19 protein-coding genes are annotated in these 24,124 nt (G+C 43.1%); 10 read left to right on the plus strand and 9 right to left on the minus strand.

The genetic code is table 11. The annotated features are described in order from the left end of the window. Positions 1 to 81 precede the first annotated feature (81 nt). The 3 genes from ABD873_RS02360 (at position 82) to odhB (ending at position 5,448) form a co-directional block, all read left to right on the plus strand. Positions 82 to 1,317, plus strand: a complete 1,236-nt coding sequence (locus tag ABD873_RS02360) for a deoxyribodipyrimidine photo-lyase (protein WP_345064123.1) — start codon at positions 82 to 84, stop codon at positions 1,315 to 1,317. Positions 1,318 to 1,406: 89 nt separating this feature from the next. After that, positions 1,407 to 4,145: a 2-oxoglutarate dehydrogenase E1 component gene (locus ABD873_RS02365; RefSeq protein WP_345064126.1), complete on the plus strand. Its 2,739-nt coding sequence runs from the start codon at positions 1,407 to 1,409 to the stop codon at positions 4,143 to 4,145. Positions 4,146 to 4,212: 67 nt separating this feature from the next. Next, positions 4,213 to 5,448 (plus strand): 2-oxoglutarate dehydrogenase complex dihydrolipoyllysine-residue succinyltransferase, encoded by a 1,236-nt coding sequence (gene odhB, locus ABD873_RS02370; protein WP_345064129.1) that lies wholly within the window; start codon positions 4,213 to 4,215, stop codon positions 5,446 to 5,448. A 131-nt stretch (positions 5,449 to 5,579) separates the two neighbouring features. On the opposite strand, the gene ABD873_RS02375 is transcribed toward odhB, so the two are convergent. Next, entirely contained in the window at positions 5,580 to 8,249 is a 2,670-nt protein-coding gene (locus tag ABD873_RS02375; protein ID WP_345064132.1) for a DNA gyrase/topoisomerase IV subunit A, read from the minus strand. 151 nt (positions 8,250 to 8,400) lie between these two features. Between ABD873_RS02375 and ABD873_RS02380 the strand changes: the two genes are divergently transcribed. Continuing rightward, positions 8,401 to 9,246, plus strand: a complete 846-nt coding sequence (locus tag ABD873_RS02380; RefSeq protein WP_345064135.1) for an alpha/beta hydrolase — start codon at positions 8,401 to 8,403, stop codon at positions 9,244 to 9,246. A gap of 91 nt (positions 9,247 to 9,337) precedes the next feature. Then, positions 9,338 to 9,982, plus strand: a complete 645-nt coding sequence (locus ABD873_RS02385; protein WP_231561139.1) for a sterol desaturase family protein — start codon at positions 9,338 to 9,340, stop codon at positions 9,980 to 9,982. A gap of 28 nt (positions 9,983 to 10,010) precedes the next feature. Here ABD873_RS02385 and ABD873_RS02390 read toward each other — a convergent pair whose 3' ends face one another. Then, complete coding sequence (locus ABD873_RS02390; RefSeq protein ID WP_345064142.1) at positions 10,011 to 11,981, minus strand: heavy metal translocating P-type ATPase; 1,971 nt, start codon at positions 11,979 to 11,981, stop codon at positions 10,011 to 10,013. Between the two features lie 137 nt (positions 11,982 to 12,118). Here ABD873_RS02390 and dinB point away from each other — a divergent pair, with 137 nt between their 5' ends. Continuing rightward, positions 12,119 to 13,294, plus strand: a complete 1,176-nt coding sequence (dinB, locus tag ABD873_RS02395) for a DNA polymerase IV (RefSeq protein ID WP_345065270.1) — start codon at positions 12,119 to 12,121, stop codon at positions 13,292 to 13,294. On the opposite strand, the gene ABD873_RS02400 is transcribed toward dinB, so the two are convergent. Genes ABD873_RS02400 through ABD873_RS02410 form a run of 3 tightly spaced genes read right to left on the minus strand, consistent with a single transcriptional unit; the run spans position 13,281 to position 16,273 of the window. Then, positions 13,281 to 13,967 carry a L,D-transpeptidase family protein gene (locus ABD873_RS02400; RefSeq protein ID WP_345064145.1) on the minus strand — a complete coding sequence of 229 codons (687 nt, stop codon included), beginning with the start codon at positions 13,965 to 13,967 and terminating at the stop codon, positions 13,281 to 13,283. The two genes, dinB and ABD873_RS02400, sit on opposite strands and share 14 nt — an antisense overlap. After that, a complete protein-coding gene (locus ABD873_RS02405) occupies positions 13,967 to 14,542 on the minus strand; it encodes a pentapeptide repeat-containing protein (RefSeq protein ID WP_345064147.1) in 576 nt (191 codons plus the stop codon). The genes ABD873_RS02400 and ABD873_RS02405 overlap by 1 nt, the downstream gene beginning before the upstream one ends. Before the next feature lie 45 nt (positions 14,543 to 14,587). Then, entirely contained in the window at positions 14,588 to 16,273 is a 1,686-nt protein-coding gene (locus ABD873_RS02410) for an RluA family pseudouridine synthase (protein ID WP_345064149.1), read from the minus strand. 144 nt (positions 16,274 to 16,417) lie between these two features. Here ABD873_RS02410 and ABD873_RS02415 point away from each other — a divergent pair, with 144 nt between their 5' ends. Together ABD873_RS02415 and ABD873_RS02420 are read left to right on the plus strand one after the other, a co-directional pair. Beyond that, positions 16,418 to 17,380 carry an aldo/keto reductase gene (locus tag ABD873_RS02415; protein WP_345064152.1) on the plus strand — a complete coding sequence of 321 codons (963 nt, stop codon included), beginning with the start codon at positions 16,418 to 16,420 and terminating at the stop codon, positions 17,378 to 17,380. 15 nt (positions 17,381 to 17,395) lie between these two features. Then, positions 17,396 to 17,866, plus strand: coding sequence for a Dps family protein (locus ABD873_RS02420; protein WP_039053161.1), 471 nt, complete (start codon positions 17,396 to 17,398; stop codon positions 17,864 to 17,866). A 35-nt stretch (positions 17,867 to 17,901) separates the two neighbouring features. Here the strand turns inward: ABD873_RS02420 and ABD873_RS02425 are convergent, their stop codons facing one another. Further along, entirely contained in the window at positions 17,902 to 18,435 is a 534-nt protein-coding gene (locus ABD873_RS02425) for a porin family protein (RefSeq protein ID WP_345064157.1), read from the minus strand. 161 nt (positions 18,436 to 18,596) lie between these two features. On the opposite strand from ABD873_RS02425, the gene fabV reads away from it, so the two are divergent. Then, positions 18,597 to 19,799 (plus strand): enoyl-ACP reductase FabV, encoded by a 1,203-nt coding sequence (gene fabV / locus ABD873_RS02430; protein ID WP_345064160.1) that lies wholly within the window; start codon positions 18,597 to 18,599, stop codon positions 19,797 to 19,799. Positions 19,800 to 19,885: 86 nt separating this feature from the next. Here the strand turns inward: fabV and ABD873_RS02435 are convergent, their stop codons facing one another. Continuing rightward, positions 19,886 to 20,674, minus strand: a complete 789-nt coding sequence (locus ABD873_RS02435) for a Cof-type HAD-IIB family hydrolase (RefSeq protein WP_345064163.1) — start codon at positions 20,672 to 20,674, stop codon at positions 19,886 to 19,888. A 95-nt stretch (positions 20,675 to 20,769) separates the two neighbouring features. Here ABD873_RS02435 and ABD873_RS02440 point away from each other — a divergent pair, with 95 nt between their 5' ends. Further along, complete coding sequence (locus tag ABD873_RS02440) at positions 20,770 to 21,957, plus strand: class I SAM-dependent methyltransferase (RefSeq protein ID WP_345064165.1); 1,188 nt, start codon at positions 20,770 to 20,772, stop codon at positions 21,955 to 21,957. A gap of 33 nt (positions 21,958 to 21,990) precedes the next feature. Here the strand turns inward: ABD873_RS02440 and ABD873_RS02445 are convergent, their stop codons facing one another. Together ABD873_RS02445 and ABD873_RS02450 are read right to left on the minus strand one after the other, a co-directional pair. After that, positions 21,991 to 22,848: a prolyl oligopeptidase family serine peptidase gene (locus ABD873_RS02445; protein WP_345064168.1), complete on the minus strand. Its 858-nt coding sequence runs from the start codon at positions 22,846 to 22,848 to the stop codon at positions 21,991 to 21,993. A gap of 96 nt (positions 22,849 to 22,944) precedes the next feature. Then, complete coding sequence (locus ABD873_RS02450) at positions 22,945 to 23,826, minus strand: hypothetical protein (protein WP_345064171.1); 882 nt, start codon at positions 23,824 to 23,826, stop codon at positions 22,945 to 22,947. Positions 23,827 to 24,124 lie beyond the last annotated feature (298 nt).

The raw sequence follows: 24,124 nt of genomic DNA on the forward strand, positions 1-24,124 counted from the left end.
TATTTGGTTTATGGCGGAAATATAGACAAAAACAATATCTTTACAGACAAAATATCACCATCTTGAGGCTCGCACACTATCATGAATAAAAAGGTTATACTGGTTTGGTTTCGAAATGATCTGCGTACAAGTGACAATGAAGTTCTGTATTCGGCTATTGAGAAATCAGATTTTGTTATACCAGTTTATATTTTTGATCCGAGGTATTATACGACCAATAGGTACGGCTTTGAGAATACGGGAGCGCTGCGCCGGCAGTTCATCCTTAATTCTGTAGCAGCATTGAAATCCAAGTTGCAGAAGCTGGGGGGAGATTTGCTAACCTTCGAAGGATATCCCGAAGAGATTATCCCTCGTTTGGTGCAGAAATACGATGTTGATGAGGTGTATCACCATCGTGAGATTGCACGCAGGGAAACCAGAATTTCGGAGTTGGTCGAAGAGTCGTTGTGGTTAGTAAAGCGTAACCTTAAACATTTCATAGGACATACCTTGTACCATAAGGAAGATCTGCCTTTTCCTATAAAAGACATTCCGGATGATTATAACACCTTTAAGAAAAAGGTATCTAAAGAAAGTTTTGTCAGAGAAAGTATTCCAGACGTGACCCATGTGGCTATTCCTCCTCATGTAGAGCGTACCCCTTTTGATGTGGAAGTGGATGAAGAAAATCTTTATCTTTATGGTGAAGGTTGGGCAAAGCAACGTATGGAAGAACTTATCACTCAGGCGGAGCTTACTCAGGACTTGTTTAGCGAACTGAGTCCTTACCTTTCTTTGGGAATCTTATCTCCTGCACAGGTGTATCATTTCTTCCAAAAACATCTGACTTCAACAAAAAAGAAGGTGGTTACCTCAGTTTTGGAAGGATTGTTGTGGAGAGATTACTATCGTTTTATGCTGAAAAAATATCCGAATTGCTTCTTCAAGACCGTAGAAGAAGGTAAGCCGGATAAGGAGTCCTTTGATGCTTTTGTACAGGGTAAAACAGCGGATTCGGACATCAACGAGTTGGTACAAAGACTCAACGATACAGGCATGCTCAATAGATTAGAAAAAGAATTGGTGGCCATGTACTTTGTCTATGAGCGTAAGCTGCCCTGGCGCTATGGCGCTTCATTCTTCGAGCAGCAGCTTATAGATTATGCACCGGCAACGAATTATGGGTTCTGGTCGCATATCGTAGGCAGAGGGACAAGCCTCAAGCATAACCGTAATGAAGACGATTGGTTGAAAATGAAGAAAGCGCTGGAACAAGTAAATCCACAGCCTCATTTATCCAATAAAGTCAAAAAAGTTTCAAAAGAAAAAATATGACTTTGGATAATCCAAAATGTTAAAATTCAATACCAATAACTTCATTATTATTTCTAAATTTGGCGAATTATTTAGACTATAACATAATAATGGATAAACTGACATATTTGAGTAATGCCGATTCAAGTTATATTGACGGATTATATCAAGCTTACAAGCAAGATCCAAACTCTGTAGATTTTGGATGGCAGAAATTTTTCGAAGGTTTCGAATTTGGTCAGAGTTCTGAAGGAGTAGTCATCGATGATGAGAACATCTCAGAACATGCCCGTAAAGAGATTAATGTACTAAATATGATTCATGGGTACAGAGACCGCGGTCACCTCTTTACGCAAACTAACCCTGTACGTGAGCGCCGCAAGTACTATCCGGGTAAAGAACTGGAAACATTTGGGCTGTCGGAAGCCGATATGGATACTGTGTTCAACGCTGGAATTGAAGTGGGCTTAGGCCCTGCCAAGCTGCGCGACATCCGTCAGCTGCTGGAAGACACTTACTGCCGCTCGATAGGAGTTGAATTCAAATATATCCGTAATCCGGAAAAAATAAAGTGGTTGCAAGACCGTATGGAAGCGGAACGCAACCAGCCCAAATATACCCCAGAACAGAAGAAACGCATCCTTCAAAAAATCAACAGAGCTGTAGTTTTTGAAAACTTCCTAGGAACAAAATTCTTAGGCCAGAAACGTTTCTCGTTGGAAGGTGCGGAAAGCTTAATTCCTGCCCTTGATTCGGTAATCGAGAAAGGTGCAGACCTAGGTATCCAGGAATTTATGATTGGTATGGCGCACCGTGGTCGTTTGAACGTGTTGGCAAACATCATGGGAAAACCATACAAAACCATCTTGTCGGAATTTGAAGGTAAAATGTACAAGCAGGAAGATCCTGAATTGCAGTTCGGTGGTGATGTAAAATACCACTTGGGCTACTCTTCAGACATCAAGACCGACAATGGTAAAAGCATCCACCTATCTTTGGCACCTAACCCTTCACACCTAGAGACTGTAGATCCTGTGGTGGAAGGTATGGTACGTTCGAAGATCGACATGAAATACGACGGAGACTCTTCGAAGATAGCACCTATCCTTATTCACGGGGACGCAGCTATTGCAGGTCAAGGGGTGGTATACGAAGTGACACAGATGTCTAAGTTGGATGGCTACAAAACAGGTGGTACTATCCATATTGTAATCAACAACCAAGTAGGTTTCACGACAAACTATAAAGATGCACGTTCGGGAACATATTGTACTGACGTAGCGAAAATCACGTCGTCTCCAGTATTCCACGTGAATGGTGACGATGCTGAAGCGGTAGTGTACGCCATCAATATGGCAGTAGAATATCGTCAGAAATACAAAACAGACGTATTCATTGACTTGTTGTGTTACCGTCGTTTCGGACACAACGAGGCAGATGAACCTAAGTTTACACAACCGTTGTTGTACAAGCTTATCGAAAAACACCCTAACCCTAAAGAAGTTTATGCTAAGAAATTAGAGCAGGAAGGGGTTATTGACGCTAAATATGCTAAAGAATTAGAGAAAGAGTTCAAAGATTATCTGCAAACGCAGCTGGATGCTGCGAAAGCCGTAGAGGTAATCGTGGATGAGGTGCCTATGTTTGGTGGTGCGTGGAAAGGCCTTCGCCCAGCGAAGAAAGCAGATATCTTCAAACCAGTAGATACTAAAGTAGATAAGGACACCTTTATCTCTTTAGCAAAACAAATAACTTCTCTTCCTAAAGACAAGAAATTCTTCCGTAAGATTTCCAAACTGTACGAAGACCGTGCAGCAATGATAGACAAGGATTCGTACGACTGGGCAATGGGAGAGCTGATGGCTTATGCTACCTTATTGAATGAAGGTAAACGTGTACGTATCTCAGGACAGGATGTGCAGCGAGGTACTTTCTCTCACCGTCATGCTGTCTTGACTTTAGAAGATTCGGAAGAGAAATACGTACCACTAGCACAGATTAAAGGTGGAGATAAGTTCAGCATTTACAACTCTCTGTTGTCAGAGTATGGTGTGCTGGGCTTTGAGTATGGATATGCGTTGGCAAATCCTCATTCTTTGACCATTTGGGAGGCACAATTCGGTGACTTCTACAATGGTGGACAGATCGTTGTAGATCAATATCTATCTTCTGCTGAAACAAAATGGAAACGCTCTAACGGCCTTGTGATGATGCTTCCGCACGGTATGGAAGGTCAAGGTCCGGAGCACTCTTCGGCACGTATAGAAAGATTCTTGGAGTTGTGTGCTAATGACAACCTTATCATTGCTAACTGTACAACTCCTGCTAATTATTTCCACTTATTACGTCGTCAGTTGGTTCGTGATTTCCGCAAACCATTGGTAGTGTTTACGCCGAAGAGCTTGTTGCGTCATCCTAAGGTGGTTTCTTCTTTGAAAGATTTCACCGAAGTAAACTTCCAAGAAGTGTTGGACGACGCCAAAGTAAAAGCAGCAGATGTAAAACGCGTGTTGTTCTGTTCCGGAAAAATCTATTATGACCTATTAGAACGTCAGGAAAAAGAAAACCGCAAAGACGTGGCGATAGTGCGTATAGAACAGCTTTATCCTACTCCTGTAGAACAGCTGAAAGCTATACGTGCGAAATACAAAAAAGCTACTGAGTTTATCTGGGTACAGGAAGAAAACGAAAACATGGGAGCTTGGCCTCACTTCTGCCGTATCTTCAGAAAAACAGAGCTTGAATTTACAGATTTCATTGCCCGTAGCGCAAGCGGAAGTCCTGCCACAGGTTATATGAAGCAACACGTTGCACAACAAGAGAAAATTATTAATCAAGCATTTGCATAAACAATAATAAAAGCTACGCGTTGTAAATAGTTTACTATTTACAACGTTGGTTTTAAAGATTAAAGACATGAGCTTAGAAATAAAAGTCCCAGCAGTCGGTGAGTCTATAACCGAAGTAACACTAGCCCAATGGCTAAAACAAGATGGCGAATATGTCGAGATGGACGAGAATATCGCCGAATTGGAATCTGATAAAGCTACTTTTGAATTACCAGCAGAAAAAGCAGGTATCCTTCGCATCATAGCACAAGAAGGCGATACCTTGGAAATTGGTGCTGTAGTATGTACGATCGAAGATGGTGACGCACCTGCGACCGAGAAGAAAGCAGATGCTCCAGCAGCGGCAGCAGCTCCTGCAGAGAAAAAAGAAGAGCCATCAGAAAACCCTGACTCTTATGCTGCTGGTACAGCTTCTCCTGCTGCGGCAAAAATCTTAAGAGAAAAAGGTATTGACCCTTCTACAATCAAGGGAACAGGAAAAGACGGACGTATCACGAAAGAAGACGCTGAGAAGGCTCAAGCTAAGCCAGCAGCTCCTAAGGCAGCAGAAAAAGCAGCACCGGCGGCGCCAGCTTCAGCTCCTGTGGTAAATACTGCTTTCTCACGCAACGAGCGTCGTGAAAAGTTAAGCTCTCTTCGTAAGACTATTGCCAAACGTCTTGTGGCAGTGAAAAATGAAACAGCTATGTTGACAACATTCAATGAGGTCAACATGCAGCCTATCATGGACTTGAGAGCTAAATACAAAGATATCTTCAAAGAGAAACACGGCGTAGGATTAGGTTTCATGTCGTTCTTCACCAAAGCTGTAACAACAGCATTGAAAGAATGGCCTGCCGTAAACGCTCGTATCGAAGATAACGAAATTGTGTATTCGGATTTTGCAGACATTTCCATTGCAGTATCTGCTCCAAAAGGATTGGTAGTTCCTGTAATCCGTAATGCCGAGTCCTTGTCTTTGTTCCAAATCGAAAAAGAGATAGTGAATTTGGCAACAAAGGCTAGAGAAAATAAATTGACTATAGAAGAGATGACAGGTGGTACATTTACTATCACTAATGGTGGTATCTTCGGTTCGATGATGTCCACACCTATCATCAACGCTCCACAGTCAGCTATATTAGGTATGCACAACATTATCCAACGTCCTGTTGCTGAAAACGGTCAAGTGGTAATCCGTCCGATGATGTATCTTGCCTTGTCTTACGACCACCGTATTATTGATGGCCGTGAGTCTGTAAGCTTCTTGGTACGTGTAAAACAATTGTTAGAAGATCCAGCACGCTTATTGTTGGAAGTGTAAAGAGTAATATCCTATATTTACAATAAAAGCCGTTACACGTCATTGCGTGGACGGCTTTTTTCTTTATTATATTATTGGAAAAAAAATCCCTGTATTTTCTAATACAGGGATTTTGCTTATGAAAGAGTAGTTTAGAATAATCCTATTTGGCCGTCGTCGTCGATTTGAACATCTTCCGGATTAGTAATTTCCAACGGGATGTCTTGAGCTTTATTTTCCGGTTGTGCCGTGGTTTCAGGCTCTTTTTGCTGCTCTTGGGCATTATCCTGCTGAGCAAGGTCTATCTCTTGGGTTAATGCTTCTACTTCCTGTACATTGTGGAAGGAGAGTCTGTTGCCTTGCGCTTTGATTTTTTTGACATCAATAATCTCGTTGAGCGGCTGTTCGAGGATTTCTTCCACCTGCGATTTTCCTTTCAGCTGGCGGATTTTTACTACCGGTTCTGGATTATTAGTCAGCAAGATTAATTTTGAGCCAGCCTCCTCGTTGATGAATTTTACGCGTTTGCCCAATGGGATGTCCTCAAAGACAAAACGTTTGACGTAATAAGCTCCAGTCTTACCGTCCCGATGTATTGCTGCATAGACATGCTCAGGATGGAATTTTTCTATACGAATCATCTTGTCATCGAAATGGTTGCTGAGGTCGAAGTTTGATAGCTCATAAGATCCGTCTTCGAAGACCATCAAAATCTTGTCATCGCTTTCGAACTCGCCAAGGTAGACACCTCTTTCGTCCACGTTAAGACGTTTCAGCACATCGTCGTACCAGATTTTACGGCCCGACAGGGTAGATTTTCCGGCACTTTTGAATGTGATTTTCTTGACAGGGTATTTGGTCACCAGATTACCCATGGAGGCTTTACCCTTGATGGCTATGGAAGCGAAGTCCATATCGAAGGTAAGCTTACGTAGCTTGCTGTGTGGTTTCAACTGTACATGCACTACTTCTGCTTCTCCGTTAGGGTTGGCACTAAAATAAAGCACCTTAGAGCCTTTAGTACCTTTGGTGAGGTCATATTCTTTTTCACGTGTCACGGCCGTCACAGCAAAACGTTTGATATAGCTGTTGCCGTTGCTACCATCGCGGTAGATGGCATTATATATGGTACGGTCGTCACCTTTTTTGAATACCGCTACGTGGATGATGTCTTTACCCACGAATACTTTATCTTGCACTTTGACCACCGTATATTTACCGTCTTCCCGGAATACTATGATGTCGTCGATGTCCGAACATTCGGTGACGAACTCATCTTTCTTCATTGAGGTGCCGATAAATCCTTCGGCACGGTTGACATAAAGTTTGGTGTTTGCTAGCGCTACTTGGGCTGCTTCAACTTTGTCAAATACGCGAAGCTCTGTCTTCCTTTCGCGACCTTTGCCATATTTGTCGCGAAGGTATTCGAACCAACGTATAGCATACTCTGTCAGGTGCTTTAGGTTTTTCTTTACTTCAGCGATTTCTTCATTCAAAGCCTTCATCTGCTCGTCCGACTTTTTCACGTCGAAACGTGTGATGCTACTCATAGGCTTTTCGATAAGTTTTTTGTAATCCTCAGGTAGGATTTCCCTATAGAACTGGTCGAAGAAAGGGGTAAACAATCTGTTCAACACTTCTACGACGGTTTCGAAATCGCCCGAATTTTCGTAATCCGGATGTTTATACATCCCTTCTTGGATGAAGATTTTGAGTAGGGAGTTGAAGAAAATTTTCTCCTGTAGTTCTGCCAGCCTGATCTCTAGTTCACGTTTCAACAGGTTTTTAGTCTGCAAGGTGTTTTCGATCAGGATGTCGTTCACACTCATGAAGTGTGGTTTGTTGTCTTTGATGACACAAGTATTCGGAGAAATAGAAGTTTCGCAGGCTGTGAATGCATAAAGTGCGTCTATGGTCACATCTGGCGATATTCCCGGTGCCAAGTGTATGATAATCTCAACATTCTGGGCGGTATTATCTTCTATTTTTTTGATTTTGATTTTTCCTTTGTCGTTGGCCGCCACGATGCTGTCGATGAGGCTTCCCGTCGTGGTACCATACGGGATTTCGGTGATAGCCAAAGTCTTCTTGTCACGCTCTTCGATTTTGGCACGGATACGTACTCTACCTCCGCGTTGACCTTCGTTGTAGTTGGTCACGTCGGCAAGTCCTCCGGTAGGGAAGTCCGGATAGAGGTTGGGTCTTTCGCCTTTGAGCACTTGAATAGAGCCTTCGATAAGTTCCAAGAAGTTATGGGGCATGATTTTGGTTGCCAGACCTACGGCAATACCTTCCGCCCCTTGGGCAAGCAACAAAGGGAACTTCACCGGTAAGGTGATAGGCTCTTTGTTTCGGCCATCGTAACTGAGCTGCCATTCCGTAGTGTCTGGATTGAAGACTACCTCATTAGCAAATTTGGACAGACGTCCCTCGATATAACGGGGTGCTGCCGCCGAATCGCCTGTCACCGGATCACCCCAGTTACCTTGGGTATCTATGAGCAGATCTTTTTGTCCCAGCTGTACGATAGCTTCGCCAATTGAGGCATCACCGTGCGGGTGATACTGCATGGTGTGACCTACGATATTGGCAATCTTGTTGAACCTGCCGTCATCTTTCTCTTTGAAAGAGTGTAAAATTCTTCGTTGTACGGGTTTGAATCCGTCATTGATATGAGGAACGGCACGGTCTAATATTACGTAAGAAGCATAATCCAAAAACCAATTTTCATATAATCCCGAAATCGGAATAATGTTACTTGCCTGATCTTCCGATGAAGGATTTTGATTTTGGTCTTCTATATTATTCGTTTCGTCAACCATCTATTTTTTTGTGTTTGATTGTTATACAGATTCAAGTTTCTGAGTTTGGTAAAATTACAATTTCTCTTCAATTTTCGTCCATTAAAAATGAGAAATCCCCCTCAGATTGCTATCTTTATCTAAGTATAATTTATAAACCTTATATTTCCTTATGAGATACTTTGTTGCCTTTTTTTTATTTGTTTTCAGCCTGTTAGACGTTCAAGCTCAGGAATTGCGTTACAAGGAAATTCAAGGGATAGCCTATTCTTCTTCTAAGGACAGTTATGTGCAGAAGCAATGTCTATTGGATTTCTATTATCCCGAGGACAAGAAAGACTTTACTACGTTGATATGGTTTCATGGGGGAGGACTCACCTCAGGGAATAGGGCTATTCCTGAGAGGCTTAAGGGCGGGGATTTTGCGGTGGTATCCGTAGGATATAGGTTTGCGCCACAGGTCAGGGTGGAAGACATCATAAAGGATGGTGCAGAAGCCATAAGTTGGGTGATGAAAAATATTGCTAACTATGGGGGAAATACACAGAAAGTGGTAATTGGTGGTTATTCCGCGGGAGCGTATCTGGCGCTGATGCTGGCCTTGCGAAAGGAATATCTTGCAGTACACAGTGTCGATGCCGATCAGCTGTTGGGAGTCATCTCCTGTTCGGGACAAGCCATCACACATTTTACCGAACGTCAAAGTCGTCATATCCGCGATACGCAGCCCATAGTGGATGAGATGGCTCCTCTCTATTGGGTGAGAAATACACCTTTCCCCATCATGTTAATGACAGGAGATAGGGAGCTGGAAATGCTCGGCCGCTATGAAGAAAATGCTTATCTGGCGCGTATGTTGAAGTTATGTGGTCATAAAGATGTGAAACTTCTTGAATTTCAGGGGTATGACCACGGTATGCTGACACCAGCACTGCCTTTGGTTGTAAGACAATTAAAGGAATGGGAAGCGTTACGGCTGACTAATTCTAATCAAAAGTCAGAAAGTACAAAAAAATGACGAATGTTATTTTTAAACATCTTACCAAGATATTAATTTTGTTAAAGAAAGCGAAAACCTTTAACTATTATTGTGATTGAAAGATTGAAGTATGGCAAAGCGTAATTATGTTTCCAATTCTACGGATAGCCCTAGAATGTTCAAGAATGATTTTCTTGAGGCCTTAACGAAGGTGCATTTTTCAGTACCTATAATTTTCTGGGTTCCGGTGATGATTTATTTTGTTCGTAAAGCTTATGTGGTGGGTCAGCTACCCGTATCACATATTGTAGGCTATTTCTTGTTTGGGTTGGCATTTTGGACCTTGGCAGAATATATTTTGCACCGTTGGGTCTTCCATTATCACCCAAAAAGTGAATGGGGACAACGTATACATTTTATATTTCACGGAGTGCATCACGATTATCCGAAAGATAGATTACGTTTGGTGATGCCTTTGTCGGCAAGTATTCCTATGGCCACTATCATATACTTTATATTTTATATTTTCTTCTCGGAATATAATTTGGCGGCATTTTTTGCGGGCTTCATTTTAGGTTATTTGATTTATGATGAATGTCATTACGCGATGCACCATGCCAACTTCAAATCAGGCTTTTTCAAGAAACTAAAGGATCATCATATGTTGCACCACTATTCGGATCCGGAGAAAGGATTTGGGGTGAGTTCAGCATTTTGGGATAAAGTCTTTAATTCAGGCTTTCCGTCAAAAGTACAAAAAGAGAAGCAATCATAAGGTTGCTTCTTTTTTTATTGGAAATGGGTTAAAAGACTTTGCGCTGTATTCTTATAGCGTTAAGGATAGCCAGTAACGATACCCCTACATCAGCGAAGACTGCTTCCCACATTGTGGCTATGCCTCCGGCACCTAGGAGGAGTACGGCACCTTTGACTATAAAAGCTAAGGTAATATTTTGCCAAACAATTTTTTTTGTTTCTCTCCCAATTTTTATTGCCATAGGGATTTTAGCGATGTTGTCGTCTTGAATCACCACGTCTGCTGTTTGTATGGAGGCGTCGGAGCCCAGCCCGCCCATGGCGATCCCCACGTCACTCAGGGCAAGTACAGGGGCGTCATTAAAACCATCTCCCACGAAGGCGACAGAAGTTGTCGATTGTTTGATGGCTTTGAATTTTGTTACTTTATCTTCGGGCAGCAAATCACCGAAGTAGTTTGTTATGCCTAGGCTTTCGGCAACATGCCGTACAATAGCATTTTTGTCTCCACTAAGTACCGTACAGTCGATATGATGGCTTTTAAGAGCCTGTATAGCCTCTTTTGCCTCTGGTTTGATTTGATCGGCAATGGTAATATATCCTGCATATTCGTTATCCACGGCTATAGCCATGGTAGTATATACGATATCTTTAATTTCTGTGTCGTAGGAGATGCCGAATTTGTCTAGGAGTTTGGTGTTGCCTACTAACAGCTGTCTTCCGTCTATGAGGGCGCGCAGACCGTGTCCTGCTATTTCTTCAATGTGGGTGACAGAATAGGAGGGGGCTTCCTGTCCTACATATTCGCGGATAGCCGTAGCAATGGGATGGGTACTGTTGCTTTCAGCCATATTCACTAAATGAAGAATGTATTCTTTGTCCAATTCTTTCTTTATTTGAATATCCTGTATAGAAAATACGCCTTGTGTCAGGGTGCCGGTCTTGTCTAGGACGACATGGCGAATATTTGCAAGGCTATCAAGGTAGTTGGATCCTTTGAATAGTATTCCATTTTTGCTGGCAGCTCCTATACCACCGAAATATCCCAAAGGAATAGATATTACCAAGGCACAAGGGCAGGAGATGACAAGGAAGATGAGGGCGCGGTACAGCCATTCGCTGAAGACATAGTGACTGACAAAGAGAGCGGGAGCAAGACAGATGAGAACGGCTAGCCCCACTACAATAGGTGTGTATATTTTGGCAAACTTGCGTATGAACAGTTCCGTGGGGGCCTTTTGCGCGGAAGCATGCTGTATGAGGTCCAATATCTTACTCAGTTTGCTGTCCTTGTAGGCAGTGGTGACACGCATGGTGGAGGCTGTTTCAAGGTTTATCATACCGGCCAATACAGAATCGCCTTTTCTTTTCGTGGAGGGTTTGCTTTCTCCTGTCAGCGCTGCTGTATTGAAAGAAGCCTTTTCATCCATAAGCTCCCCATCTAGGGCTACCTTTTCTCCTGGCTTCAGAAGTAGGATGTCGTCTATGCACGCCTCGGCCGCGTTGATGGACGTCTGTACGTTATTCTCTATACGGGTGACGGTCTCGGGGCGTTGGTCCAGCAAGGTTTTGATGTTAAGTTTAGCTCTCGATACAGCAAGAGACTGTAACACTTCTCCTACGGAGTAGAAGAGCATGACAGCCACTCCTTCGGGGTATTCACCAATAGCAAAAGCTCCTAGTGTAGCGATGCTCATCAGCAGAAATTCGGAGAAAAAATCTCCCTTTTTGATGCTTTTCCAAGCATCTTTCATCACCGGAAAGCCTACAATAAGGTAGGCGAGCCCGTACCATAGAAGAGCGATACGTCCTTCAAACCAATTTGCTTTGAATAGGTGTTCCGTTGCTAGAGCGGAACACAATATAACAAACGCTAATATTGGGCGGAAAAAGAGTTTCCATTTGGGTAAGACTTTGGAAGCATTCGTATGGTTGTGTTCGGTCGTACTTGGTGAAGTGGTAGACTCCGAACAGCAGCAAGCACTTTCTTCGGCGGCATATGTGTGCGTATGTTTCATGAGGTTGCTCTTGAGTATTATAAATATATCAAAAGTGACGCCAATAGTCATACTCTTGAGAGTAAATATTTTATGTGGGGAAATTTTATAATTTTTTTGCTAAAAAATTTAGTATTTTTGTGAAAAGAGATAGCAATATGGACTGGCAGGATAGTAAACGGTTTGTTTCGCATTTGGATTTGGATACGTTTTTCGTCAGCGTAGAGCGTTTAAAGAACAGCCAATTTATGGGGAAGCCTTTGATTGTGGGAGGATTAAGTGATAGGGGAGTGGTGGCTGCCTGCAGCTATGAGACACGTAAGTTTGGAGTACATAGTGCCATGCCGATGAAGCTGGCTTTGCGTCTGTGTCCTCATGCTATTGTGGTGCGTGGCGACTCGGAGAGCTACAGTTACTATTCACGTCTGGTGACGGATATTATTGCGGAGTCCGTTCCTGTGATGGAGAAGGCCAGTATCGACGAGTTTTATGTAGATCTGACGGGGGTAGATCGTTTTTTCGGATGTGGTAAGTTTATGTCGGAGCTGAAGAGCCGTATCCGTAAGGAAACGGGGCTACCGATAAGTTATGCGTTGGCTTCCAATAAGCTGGTCAGCAAGGTTGCTACGGATGATGCCAAGCCGGATGGACAGAAGGAGGTGGCGCACGGCCAAGAAAAGTCCTATCTAGCTCCGCTGCCTATAGATCGTATGCCGGGCATAGGACGTAAAACTTCTACCTTGCTGCAGCAGATGGGGGTGCGGACGATTAAGACGCTGAGTGAGATTCCGGTGCCTATGATGCAAAACCTGCTGGGCAAGCATGGCGTAGAGTTGTCGCGTAAGGCTAATGGGATAGATCCTACGCCTATCGTGCCCTACTCGGAACAGAAGAGCATCAGCACAGAAGAGACATTTCAGCAGGATACTATAGATATGAAGTTTCTGAATAGCGAGTTGATTCGCATGACCGAGAAGCTTGCCTTCCAGCTTCGGCAGAGCAAGAAGCTGACGGGTTGTGTGACGGTGAAGCTGCGCTATTCCAACTTTGATACGGTGAGCAAACAGATGGTAATTCCCTATACAGCCTCGGACACCGTGTTGATTGCCAAAGCTAAAGAGCTGTTTGCCAAGCTGTATGAAAAGCGTATGCTGGTGCGTTTGATTGGGGTTCGTTTCAGCCATTTGGTGCACGGTTCCCATCAGATTAGTCTTTTCGAAGATACGGAAGAGGCGGTGCGGCTGTATCAGGCTATGGACATCCTGCGAAATAAGTATGGTGAAGAGACCGTAAAGCGTGCGATATCCATTCCTCCCAAACCTAAGAAAGTGTGAAGAGGTATGTTCCGCTTTCCACGTGAAAGCGGATTTCTTTCTTTGTTTGCCGAAACATCCTATAACCTTGCTGAAGGTTTTTCCAAAATGCTAGGGTCTTCTCTTCGAATTGCGGACGGTACTTTTGCATATTTTCTTCCGTCATCTCAAAAGGAAAGATATAGACTGGAATGGAGCTTTGTCCCGACTCTTTAGCCCAGAGGGCATATAAATAGATTTCCTTGATGTTGTCGTCGCCGATGGCAAGGCATCCTTTGGAGTCACATTTACCATGGATGAAAATATCGGAGCCCGTATGCTGGAGAGCTCTGTCAAGTTCGTTGGGGTAGTTAATTCCGAGCGATAAGTAAAATTTACTTTTCGGATTGAAGCGGGCAATATGGTAGAAGCCTTCGGGTACCTGCTTGTCTCCTTCCGCCTTTTTGGGGCCTAAGGTTCCGGAGCGGCCGCATATTTTATACTGAGCGAGGTGCAGATAAGTATGCTTATTGCAGGATTTGGCATACAGGTCTAACCTGTTCACATCTTTATAAGCGATGATAAGGATGTTCAGGGCATCATGTTGAAGGTTATGGTTTGCAAGCGTACGCAGCAAGAGTGTTTCTTTTTCGGCCAGAGCTATGCGTACACGATTTTCTTCTTGTGGCATAATAGGATTGTTCGTGGTATCCATCAGGCAACAATATGAATTTTGTATTTCGTCAATAATGCGGGAAGGCTGTCCAAAGCGAACTTAGCGCCTTTGAGCTGATTTTCTTCGGGGTCGATGAGAAAGTTATAGGCACTGCTGAAGTCGGCCCTTTCGAGGTTAGTATGTGAAAATTGAGAGCGCAACAAATCACATGTATTGAAGATAGCTTCTTTAAAGGAAGATTCTTGGAAGTCTACCTCATGCATATGGCAATGGTCAAATCTTATCTTCTTGAATTTCAGTGCTGCAAAAGAACAGTGGTCTAAGATACAAGATTCGAAGGAAAAAGACAGGTTGAAAGGGTTGGCTGTGGTAAATAGCAGTCCTAACATCTTGCAATGGGAGAAGGAGCATTGCTGAAACATGGTGTTTTCTATTTTTGCAAGGCTGAGGTTGCAGTTTACAAAGGAGCAGTCAATAAATTTACTGCCGCTAAGCGTTGCGGCTTCCATGTTACACTGTTCAAACCGACAATATTCGTAAGCCGCTAAGGGAAATCCTCTCTCCTGAAAGTTCTCCTTCGCGAAAGCTTTATCTTCTATCAGTGGAAGGGTCATATATTTTTGTTAAATATAAGTAAGTTAGGTTTTCGACCTGGATTTTTAAAATGGATCTGCCACTTCGAAAGAGATGACTTCTTTTGTAGAAGGATGTATGAAGGCTATATATCCGGCATGGAGGTGTAGGCGGTCTGCTCTTTTACCGTAGAGGTCGTCTCCAACGATAGGGGTGTTCAGCCCTTTGGCATGTGCTGCATGTACACGGAGCTGATGGGTTCTTCCTGTCAGCGGATAGAAATGTATTCGTGTTTTGTCACCTTCTATGGTTACAACCTTAAATTTTGTTTGTGCCGGCTTGCCATATTGATAGCATACCACCTGCCGAGGTCGGTCATCCAAATCTACCCGCAGAGGCAAGTCTATCAATCCTTCTTGTTGATGGATGACACCGTCGAGTAGGGCTGTATAGCGTTTGGTTACGGTGTGACGAATAAACTGATCTTGGATAAATTGATGTGCTTCCTTGTTTTTCGCCAGTACGAGAATACCGGAAGTAGACATGTCTAGTCTATGAATGATGAGTGGGCCTGTGAGGTGTGGATATTGGTCCTGTATACGCGTCTGTACGCTGTCCTGCACATGGATTCCCGGCACCGATAGAAATTCTGCGGGCTTGTTTACGACGAGGATATGCTCATCTTCGAAGATTATGTCTAGGTCTGAAGGTCTGCCTTGATGGTGCAACATAGGGTTGGGATCTACGTCAAGTCCTTGCAGCATATGTCCTAGGATAGGTTCACACTTACCCCGACATGAAGGATAGAAATATTTGTGTTTACGTACTTCGGATGCCGGTGACGCACCCCACCAAAATTCTGCCATACATATAGGTTTTAGTTGGTGTAGGTAGGCGTACTGCAATAGTTTAGGGGCAGCACACTCTCCTGCACCTGCCGGTGGGAGCATATGTATGGCCTCCTGGAAGATATCAATGACAGAACGTCTTTCCCCTTTGGCGTTAAGAAAGTGGTACTGGTCGAAAAGCCTGTTTTGTAGGGCTGCAGATTTGGATTTACGCAGTTCCTTTTTCTGCTCGATCTCTTTTATTAGGGAGTTTAATTCTTCTTCGATAAGAGCTAGTTTTTCCTTACAGCGCATTTTCAGCACATCGTACTCGTGCTGGTCGCGATAGCTTTGCTTGATAAGGTCTTTCTCCAATTCCTCATATTCTTCGGGACTGAGAAGTTCTTTCTGAGTTGCTCGTATAGCTTTACGTTCAGCCTTATTTTTTTTATGCAGAGTTCTCAAGGCTGCCAGCAGTTTTTCATTTTCCTGTTTGCAGGAGTTCCACGCAGCTTTTAGCTCGGCGATACGCGGATTGTGTTCCATCAACTCAATGTCGCGGTTCAGCTGATTTATCGTAGCCTCTTCTTTGAGAAAAAAGCCTTCCGGGTCTAGCATGTCAAAAATCGGAGGCACAAAATAGCGGTGCTTATTTGTCCCTGCCAACTTGCCCGAACAGGCTGCTAAAAAGCCTAATTCGCCTTCCGTGTCTTCCACTACAAGGACACCAAACATCTTGCCTATAATCAATCCTTCTAGCCCTTCCTCCAAACCGAAATTGTGTCTAAAGTCCTGCTGCGTAGTTAGATATTCCTGCACCTGTTCGGCGGCGATGACACTTAATGGGTGAGGCTCATAACAAAAAGGATAGGTAAATTTTTCGGGCTTTTCTATCGATGAAATATCTTTTTGGAAGGTATGTAAATAAGGATCTTTTGATGGCATTGCAATGTTGTCTAGTGCTGCAAAAATACTAAGAAAAAAGCATTATGCCGCACTTCAGATTTCAGTGTTTATGACAATATTATGTTTATCTTTTTTTCGTTTTGCAATACAATTTGAGTACATTAGAATATAAAAACACTACGTATGGCATTTGAGAAGATAAAGTTCGGAAAGTCAGATTTAAATATTGTTCCTTTGATTTTTGGAGGTAATGTTTTTGGTTGGACATTGGATGAGCAAAGTTCTTTCAATATTTTGGACGAGTTTGTGGATAAAGGTTTCAATGCCATTGACACGTCGAACAATTATTCACACTGGGCCGAAGGAAACAAGGGAGGTGAGTCGGAAACCATCATTGGCCGTTGGCTGGAAAGTCGCGGAAATCGTGACAAAGTGATGATTATGACCAAAGTTGGGGGACGTTTCGGTTACGACTCCAAACCGAATACGCAGGGTGCTTATATCAAAGAACAGATAGAACATTCACTACGTCGCCTGAAGACGGACTATATAGACCTTTATCAGACGCATTACGATGATGAGGTGACTATGGTTGAGGAGACTTTACGGGCGTATGAAGATCTTATTAAAGAAGGCAAGGTTCGTTATATCGGTGCTTCAAACATCAGCCCTGAGCGCCTCGTAGAAAGTCTTGACGTGGCAGCGGAAAAGGGACTTCCTTCGTACATCAGCCTTCAGCCGGAATACAACTTGTATGATCGCGCCAAATTCGAAAATCTTTATCAAAAAATAGCTGTGGAGCGGAAGCTGGCCGTAATACCGTATTACTCGTTGGCTAGTGGCTTTTTGAGCGGTAAATACAAGTCGGAATCCGACTTTTCGCAATCCGTAAGAGGAGAAGGTATATACAAGAAATATTGGAACGAGCGCGGCAAGGATATTGTAAGGGTATTGGTTAACATTGCTTCTGCACGTCAGGTGTCTCCGTCGGCTGTAGCCTTAGCTTGGCTTCTGGCTCAGCAAGCTGTGACGGCGCCTATAGCAAGCGCTACAAAATCGTCTCATATACAAGATTTTGTGGAAGCGTTGACTCTGAAATTGTCGGAAGAAGAGCTATCAAAATTGAATAATGCAAGTAAATATTAACTAAAAATAAGAGTCATGAAAACAAATATTGGCATTAAGGAAAAAGACACGGCAAAGGTAGCCGAGATATTAAATAAACTATTGGCTGATCATAATGTTCTTTACATAAAGGCAAGAAACGCACATTGGAATGTAGAAGGTCCTGATTTCCATGCGCAACACTTGTTTTTTGAAACAATTTATGACGCTTTAGCCGAAAATATCGACGACATCGCAGAACGTGTTCGTTCTATTGGTCATTATGCGGTGGGATCTATGAAAGAGTTCTTGGAACTGACAGAACTGTCGGAAGCAAAGCCTGCGAAAAATGACAGTCAAAGCTATATCAAAGCGTTGTTGAGTGACTTTGAAGCTGTGATCATTTCTATACGAGCGAGTCTGGAAGCGGTAGATAAGCATGGTGACGCCGGTACCGAAGACTTCCTTGTAGGATTGATGGAACAGCATGAGAAGACAGCGTGGATGCTTCGTGCACACCTAAAATAAACCCAAAGCGAGGAAATTTCCTCGCTTTGGTGTTTTTAGAAGAACAGACTGAATCCTATACGGGCAGATACAGTTCGTATATCGCTGGCCGTATTGTTCAGGCCATGGTCATAGCGGAGGCTAGGCTCAATGGCTATATTGTCTTTGACAAACCAAGCGTATCCGGCCTGTATTCCGGCAAACAAGGAGTTGTCTTCTGAGGTTGTAATACCTCCAAAATCGATTTGCAGTGGGATGACATGCTTGAAGTAGTATTTGGCGCCAACTTTATAGCTGAGGTAGGTATCAGTGATGCTACCATCTCCAATAGTGTTGTTGATGCTTAATACACCTAATCCAGCTTTCAAGGCTAAGTTGTTTTGGATGAAATATCCTCCTTCTCCACCGATTGACCATTCGTAATCTTTGTCATTGTATTTAAAACTTAATCCACTGGTATTTGTTAACGAAAAAGGAGAAAGGCTTGTTTCTATGAGCCAATTTCCTTTGTTTAAGGGAGATACAGCTTCCTGCGCATGTACACCATAGGAGGAAGCCATCAAAGCTATTGCTAATAAAAATTTTTTCATTGGATGATTGTGAAAGTTCTTTTCCAAATATAGTAAAATAGTGTAAGCTTTATTTCTCTAAGAATTATCATGGTTTTTATCGATAATAATGCTATATTCTTAGAAAATTCTGTTAATTTGCACAGGTTTTAGAAAAGTAAATAACCTTACAATACTATAATATGATTATTCAACCACGTGTAAGAGGTTTTATATGTTTGACCGCCCATCCGGAAGGAACGGCGCAACATGTTAAAAACCAGATCGAGTATGTAAAATCAAAAGGTAAAATTGCTAACGGACCTAAGAAAGTTCTTGTTGTGGGAGCTTCAACAGGTTTTGGTTTGGCATCGCGCATCACGGCGGCTTTCGGTTCTGATGCTGCGACGATAGGTGTGTTTTTTGAGAAGCCTGCCGCTCCGGGCAAGCCGGCTACAGCAGGGTGGTACAACTCAGCAGCTTTCGAGCAAGAAGCGCATGCTGCAGGTTTATATGCGAAAAGTATCAATGGAGATGCTTTCTCCGATGAGGTGAAAGCCAAAACCATTGAATTGATAAAACAGGATTTAGGACAGATAGACCTAGTGGTGTATTCTTTGGCGTCGCCACGTCGTACTCATCCTAAGACAGGCGTGTTGCACTCATCGGTATTGAAGCCTATCGGCCAGCCTTTCACCGATAAGACTGTAGACTTCCACAGTGGTGTGGTGTCGGACATCACCATCAATCCGGTAGAGTCGGAAGAAGATATCGCTAATACCGTAGCGGTGATGGGTGGTGAAGACTGGAAGTTCTGGATGGAAGCGTTGAAAGAGGCCGGTGTGTTGGCAGAGGGTGTAAAAACCGTAGCTTATTCGTACATAGGTCCTGAGTTGACGTATCCAATCTACCGTAATGGAACTATAGGTCGTGCTAAAGACGACTTAGAGGCTACCGTACCAGTAATAAACGATATTCTTAAAGATATCAACGGTGTTTCATATGTGTCGGTAAACAAAGCGTTGGTAACCCAATCTTCATCGGCAATTCCTGTGGTGCCTCTTTACATTTCTTTATTGTACAAAGTGATGAAAGAAAAAGGCATCCACGAAGGAACTATCGAGCAGATGCAGCGTCTTTTTGCTGAGCGTCTTTATACTGCTGATGGCCAGATTCCGGTAGATGATAAAGGACGTATCCGTGTTGACGATTTGGAAATGCGTCAGGATGTGCAAGAAGAGGTGGCAAAATTGTGGAAAGAGGCTACAACGGAAAACTTGGAAGAGATTTCCGACATTGTAGGCTATCGTAATGACTTCTTCAACCTTTTCGGTTTCAACTTCCCAGAAATCAACTACGAGGCGGAAACCAATGAGGTGGTAAACGTGCCAAGCATCACTGAATAATATTCTAGTGCATTATATATATAAAAAGCTCATCGATATTTCGATGAGCTTTTTCATTTTATGTATACTTTCTATTGAATGCTACGTTACAGTACGCCGAAATGTTTCAAAGCGTTCCATATGCCATCGGAATCCACATCATCGGTAATATAGTCTGCTATGGCTTTTACTTCAGGGTTGGCGTTGCCCATGGCGATGCCTATTCCCACATGTTCGAGCATGGTGATGTCGTTCCCTCCGTCGCCGAAGGCCATAGTTTGCGAACGTTCAATACCAAAATGTTGGCAGAAAATATCTATTCCCACCTTTTTGCTTTGTCCTTTGGGATTTACGTCGGCAAAGAGGGGCGACCAACGGGATGATAGGGAGTTAGGCATAACCTTGGCCATGAATTCTTTTTCTTCTTCGGGACCTAGGAAGATGTTGGTCTGCAATACCGAATGGATATCTACTTTGGTAAGATCTACAGGAGGTGGCACAGGAAGATTGAGATGGGCATACATGCCAGCAATCTCGGGAGTGACATCATGGATAGTGATTTCTTTTTCTGACATGAAAGAGAAACTCAACGGTGTCTCCTGTACATAGTCCAGTAGACTTTGGATATCGCGAGGGTCGATGGTCTGCTTGAAAAGAATCAAGCCTTCTTTTGTTACGCAGTAGCCGCCATTGAAGGTAATGTATCCGTCAAAATTGAGGTAGCGGACGTGGTCAATACTGTTGATCGAGCGGCCCGTAGATAGGATGGTTTTTATGCCTTTTTCTTGTAGTTGGGCTATGGCCTCTTCTGTGGAGGCCGCTACTTCGTGTGTCTTGAAACTGAGTAAGGTACCATCAATATCGAAGAAAACGGCTTGAATCGTTGGATTTTGCATAATATTATTTTATGTCCCAAAAGTAAAAAGATATTCTTCAAAATTCAACTTAGGAGGAGCTTTTCGTATCTTTGCCCATCATTAATAAGGACCTCATGACCGTTTTACCCGCATATTTGCAACAGATAAAGCAAAGTATTCAAGATGAGTGCTTTATCAAACTTTCTTTAGGTAACTATAAGGGAAACATTCCTCAGCTGAAAAATATCTATATTAAGGCTGCAATAATCAAACGAGAGCTTAAGCTGTCTTTCACGTATCGCTATCAGACAAAAGATATCACGAAAAACTATACTATAGAGGATGGGTTGAAAGAGGTGGAAGCCCTCATGGATATGTCGGGATTCCGCATTGCTACACTTTTCACTACATTCGAAAATGTAACCTGCGAGCTGAACAAAAAACAGCAATGGTCTGTCAAAAGTCAAAAGGCCACAGCCGTGAAACCTGTCTCCCGCAGTCATGATAACATCAAGCAACGTAAGGTTGGGGATTCCAACAAACAATACCTTAAAGAGCTGCGTCTGACAGACGAAAATGGCAAAGTGTACAAAAACGCTCAGGACAAGTGGAAGCAGATAAACCATTATATAGAGCTGTTGAGTGCGGAGTTGGATGTGTTGCCGCACAAAGAAACCTTGCAAGTGGTGGATATGGGCGCCGGCAAGGGGTATCTCACCTTTGCGCTCTACGACTACCTAAACAATGTGTTGCACCGCAAGAGCCACGTGGATGGGGTGGAGTTCCGTCAAGATCTTGTGGCGTTGTGTAATGACATTGCCCAAAAAAGTGATTTTACGGAATTAAAGTTTGAAGAGGGGACTATAGAAAATTATGTTCCGAAGTCGGATTTGGATATTTTAATTGCTCTTCATGCCTGCGACACGGCTACCGATGACGCCATCTTCAAGGGGATTACATACAATGCTAACCTTATTGTGGTAGCACCTTGCTGCCATAAGCAGGTGCGCCGTCAGCTGGAAAAGGTTAAAGCTAAGAATGATCTTTCGTTCATGACCAAACACGGTATCTTTCTGGAACGGCACGCAGAAATGCTTACAGACGGCATCCGTGCTTTGATATTGGAGTATTACGGCTATCAGACCAAAGTCTTGCAATTTATTTCGGATACACATACACCGAAGAATGTGATGATAATAGCGGTGAAGAAAAGCATCACACCGGACCGTCAGGCCGAAATTCTTCAAAAACTAAAAGTAACAAAAGCGTATTTTGGAATAGAATACCAACACTTGGAAAAACTGTGTGGCTTATGTGCCTAGACGAAGGTCTCCACTATGTGGGGACCTTTTATATTATTTTAGGAATTTTTTGATTTCTTCAATGCTTTGACCGATGTGCTGCGGTGGTATGCCATGTTCACCATCATAATAGTAGGTTTTCACTTCTACCCCTTCTTCTTTGAGTGCAGCTTCCAGCTTTTGGGCTTGTGAAAGAGGAACTAGCTTGTCCTGTCTGCCGTGTAGTAGCAGGAATTTTGTAGGCACAGGATGTACAAAATTATAAGGTGAAGCGTTGAAATACTGAAATCCTTGTTTCTGTGGAGTACCCCCCATAAACGTCCTTAGGATATTTCGGGATTCATCGTTTCCGTCTAGGTAAAGCATGGGGAGATCATAAGGTCCGGAGATGCCTATAACACCTTTGATGCGGTCAGTAGGACTTTTCAATGCATAGAGTGCAGCAAGATGAGCTCCTGCACTTCCTCCTAATAGATAGACGGCGTTTCCATTGACCTGATAGGCTTCAGCTTGCCTGTATATGAAGTCCATTGCTGCTTTAATGTCGTTTTCCGCTGCTGGATATTGGGAGTCTGTAGAGAGTGCAAGCCTGTAGTTGAGCAGAAACAACGCCATATCAGGAAACTCTTTCTTCAGATATTCTATATTTTCTGTATCCAATATGCTGTTGAAGTCGCTTTTGTCTCCGGCTATCCATCCACCCCCATGTATGAGAACCAAAACTTTTGTAGTGGTGGCATCTCTTCCTGCCGGTAACAGAATATCCATTTTATTCTGCTCATGAGGACCATATGCTATATCGGCCAATATGAGATCCGTGTGGGTAGGATAGACAATTTCTTCCTCGCTTTTGCTGCATCCCCACAGGTGTAAGGATAGCATTACGGTCATGATGAATGTTAGCTGCTTCATAATCTATGCTCAGTGGTATATAAAAAGCGCTCAATTTTGATGCCGAGATAACAGATTTTCAATTTGTTATATGTATGGAGGATAAAATTTATGTCTTCAATATTTGTTGCTCTTTCCATACTTCGTTATAATATACTTTGTTGCCGCTTTCAGGGGCTTGTTTTTATACACAGGATGATATCCAGGGCCTGTAAAAAACTCTACCTTGCTGCTGTCGTGTTTATAATACCAAACTTTATGTTCATCTTTGGCTGACAGAGTATCGGGTCTGGTAATCTTTTTTAGAGTAAGGTCCGTCTCGCGGGTGACAAAGAAAACATCATATTCTGATTTATAATCCTCGCATGCTGTGAGGACGTATTCTGTGCCGTTCCAATAAGCACAGCCCTTGTCCTTGGATTGTAGCAAGAGCACTACGCCGACGCTGAGACCTACTGCACCGGCAGCAGCCCACAACAAATTTTTGGTGAATGTAGGCCGGGAGAGGGGTAATGCATCTCTGTTTTTTTCACGTTTATGGGAGTCCTGTTTTTCGAAAACGTGTGCAGCCTCGGTGTCCCCGTCCGGCGCTTTCCCGGCACGCTCTTCCCTCCAGCGTTGGTAGGGGCGCGGCTGAAAGTCGGCAAGTATAGCCAATACCTTTACGATAAGTTCGCTAGGATTTTTTGTATGCCCTGTAATGAAATTCTGTAAGGACTTTAATTTCCCCAGATCACATTTTTGAATAGCCTTTCCCAAATGCTCAAACTTACGGCCCTCGTCAAAAAAATCATTCAATACCCGTTCATCATCTTTGGATAGACCTTCTCTTACATGCTTGAGCGTATAATCTCTCAGATTTGCAGGAGATGGATTTTCTAGATAGATATGGAGCTTACCCTGCTCTTTCTGAATATGATAGTGTTCTAAAACTTCTTTTTTAAATAACTCAAAATCGAACATACCGGAAATATTGGAATTCACCTTATATCCTAACATCTTTCTCGCCTCCTCACAACGGAAAAATCAGAAATATCGGAAATAGCGGAAAGGTTTGGTTATCAGTTGTTTTGGCGAAATAATTTTGCTTCACGAATCATGCCTATCCGTAGTGCATTAACAGCATAAAGATAGGAAAAGGATTCCATATGGTAAACCTGTAGAGTGGCTGTCTATAAAGCCGGGAAGATATAAATAGCTGCTCTCAGGAATATCTCTTCCCACCATTCAGAAGGCCTTCTGGAAATAAAATGCTGGTCGCAGTAAGGACAACTGCGACAGAAGAGGAGTTCTTTAT

The organism is Sphingobacterium thermophilum (genome assembly GCF_039541675.1).
Lineage (GTDB): Bacteria > Bacteroidota > Bacteroidia > Sphingobacteriales > Sphingobacteriaceae > Sphingobacterium > Sphingobacterium thermophilum.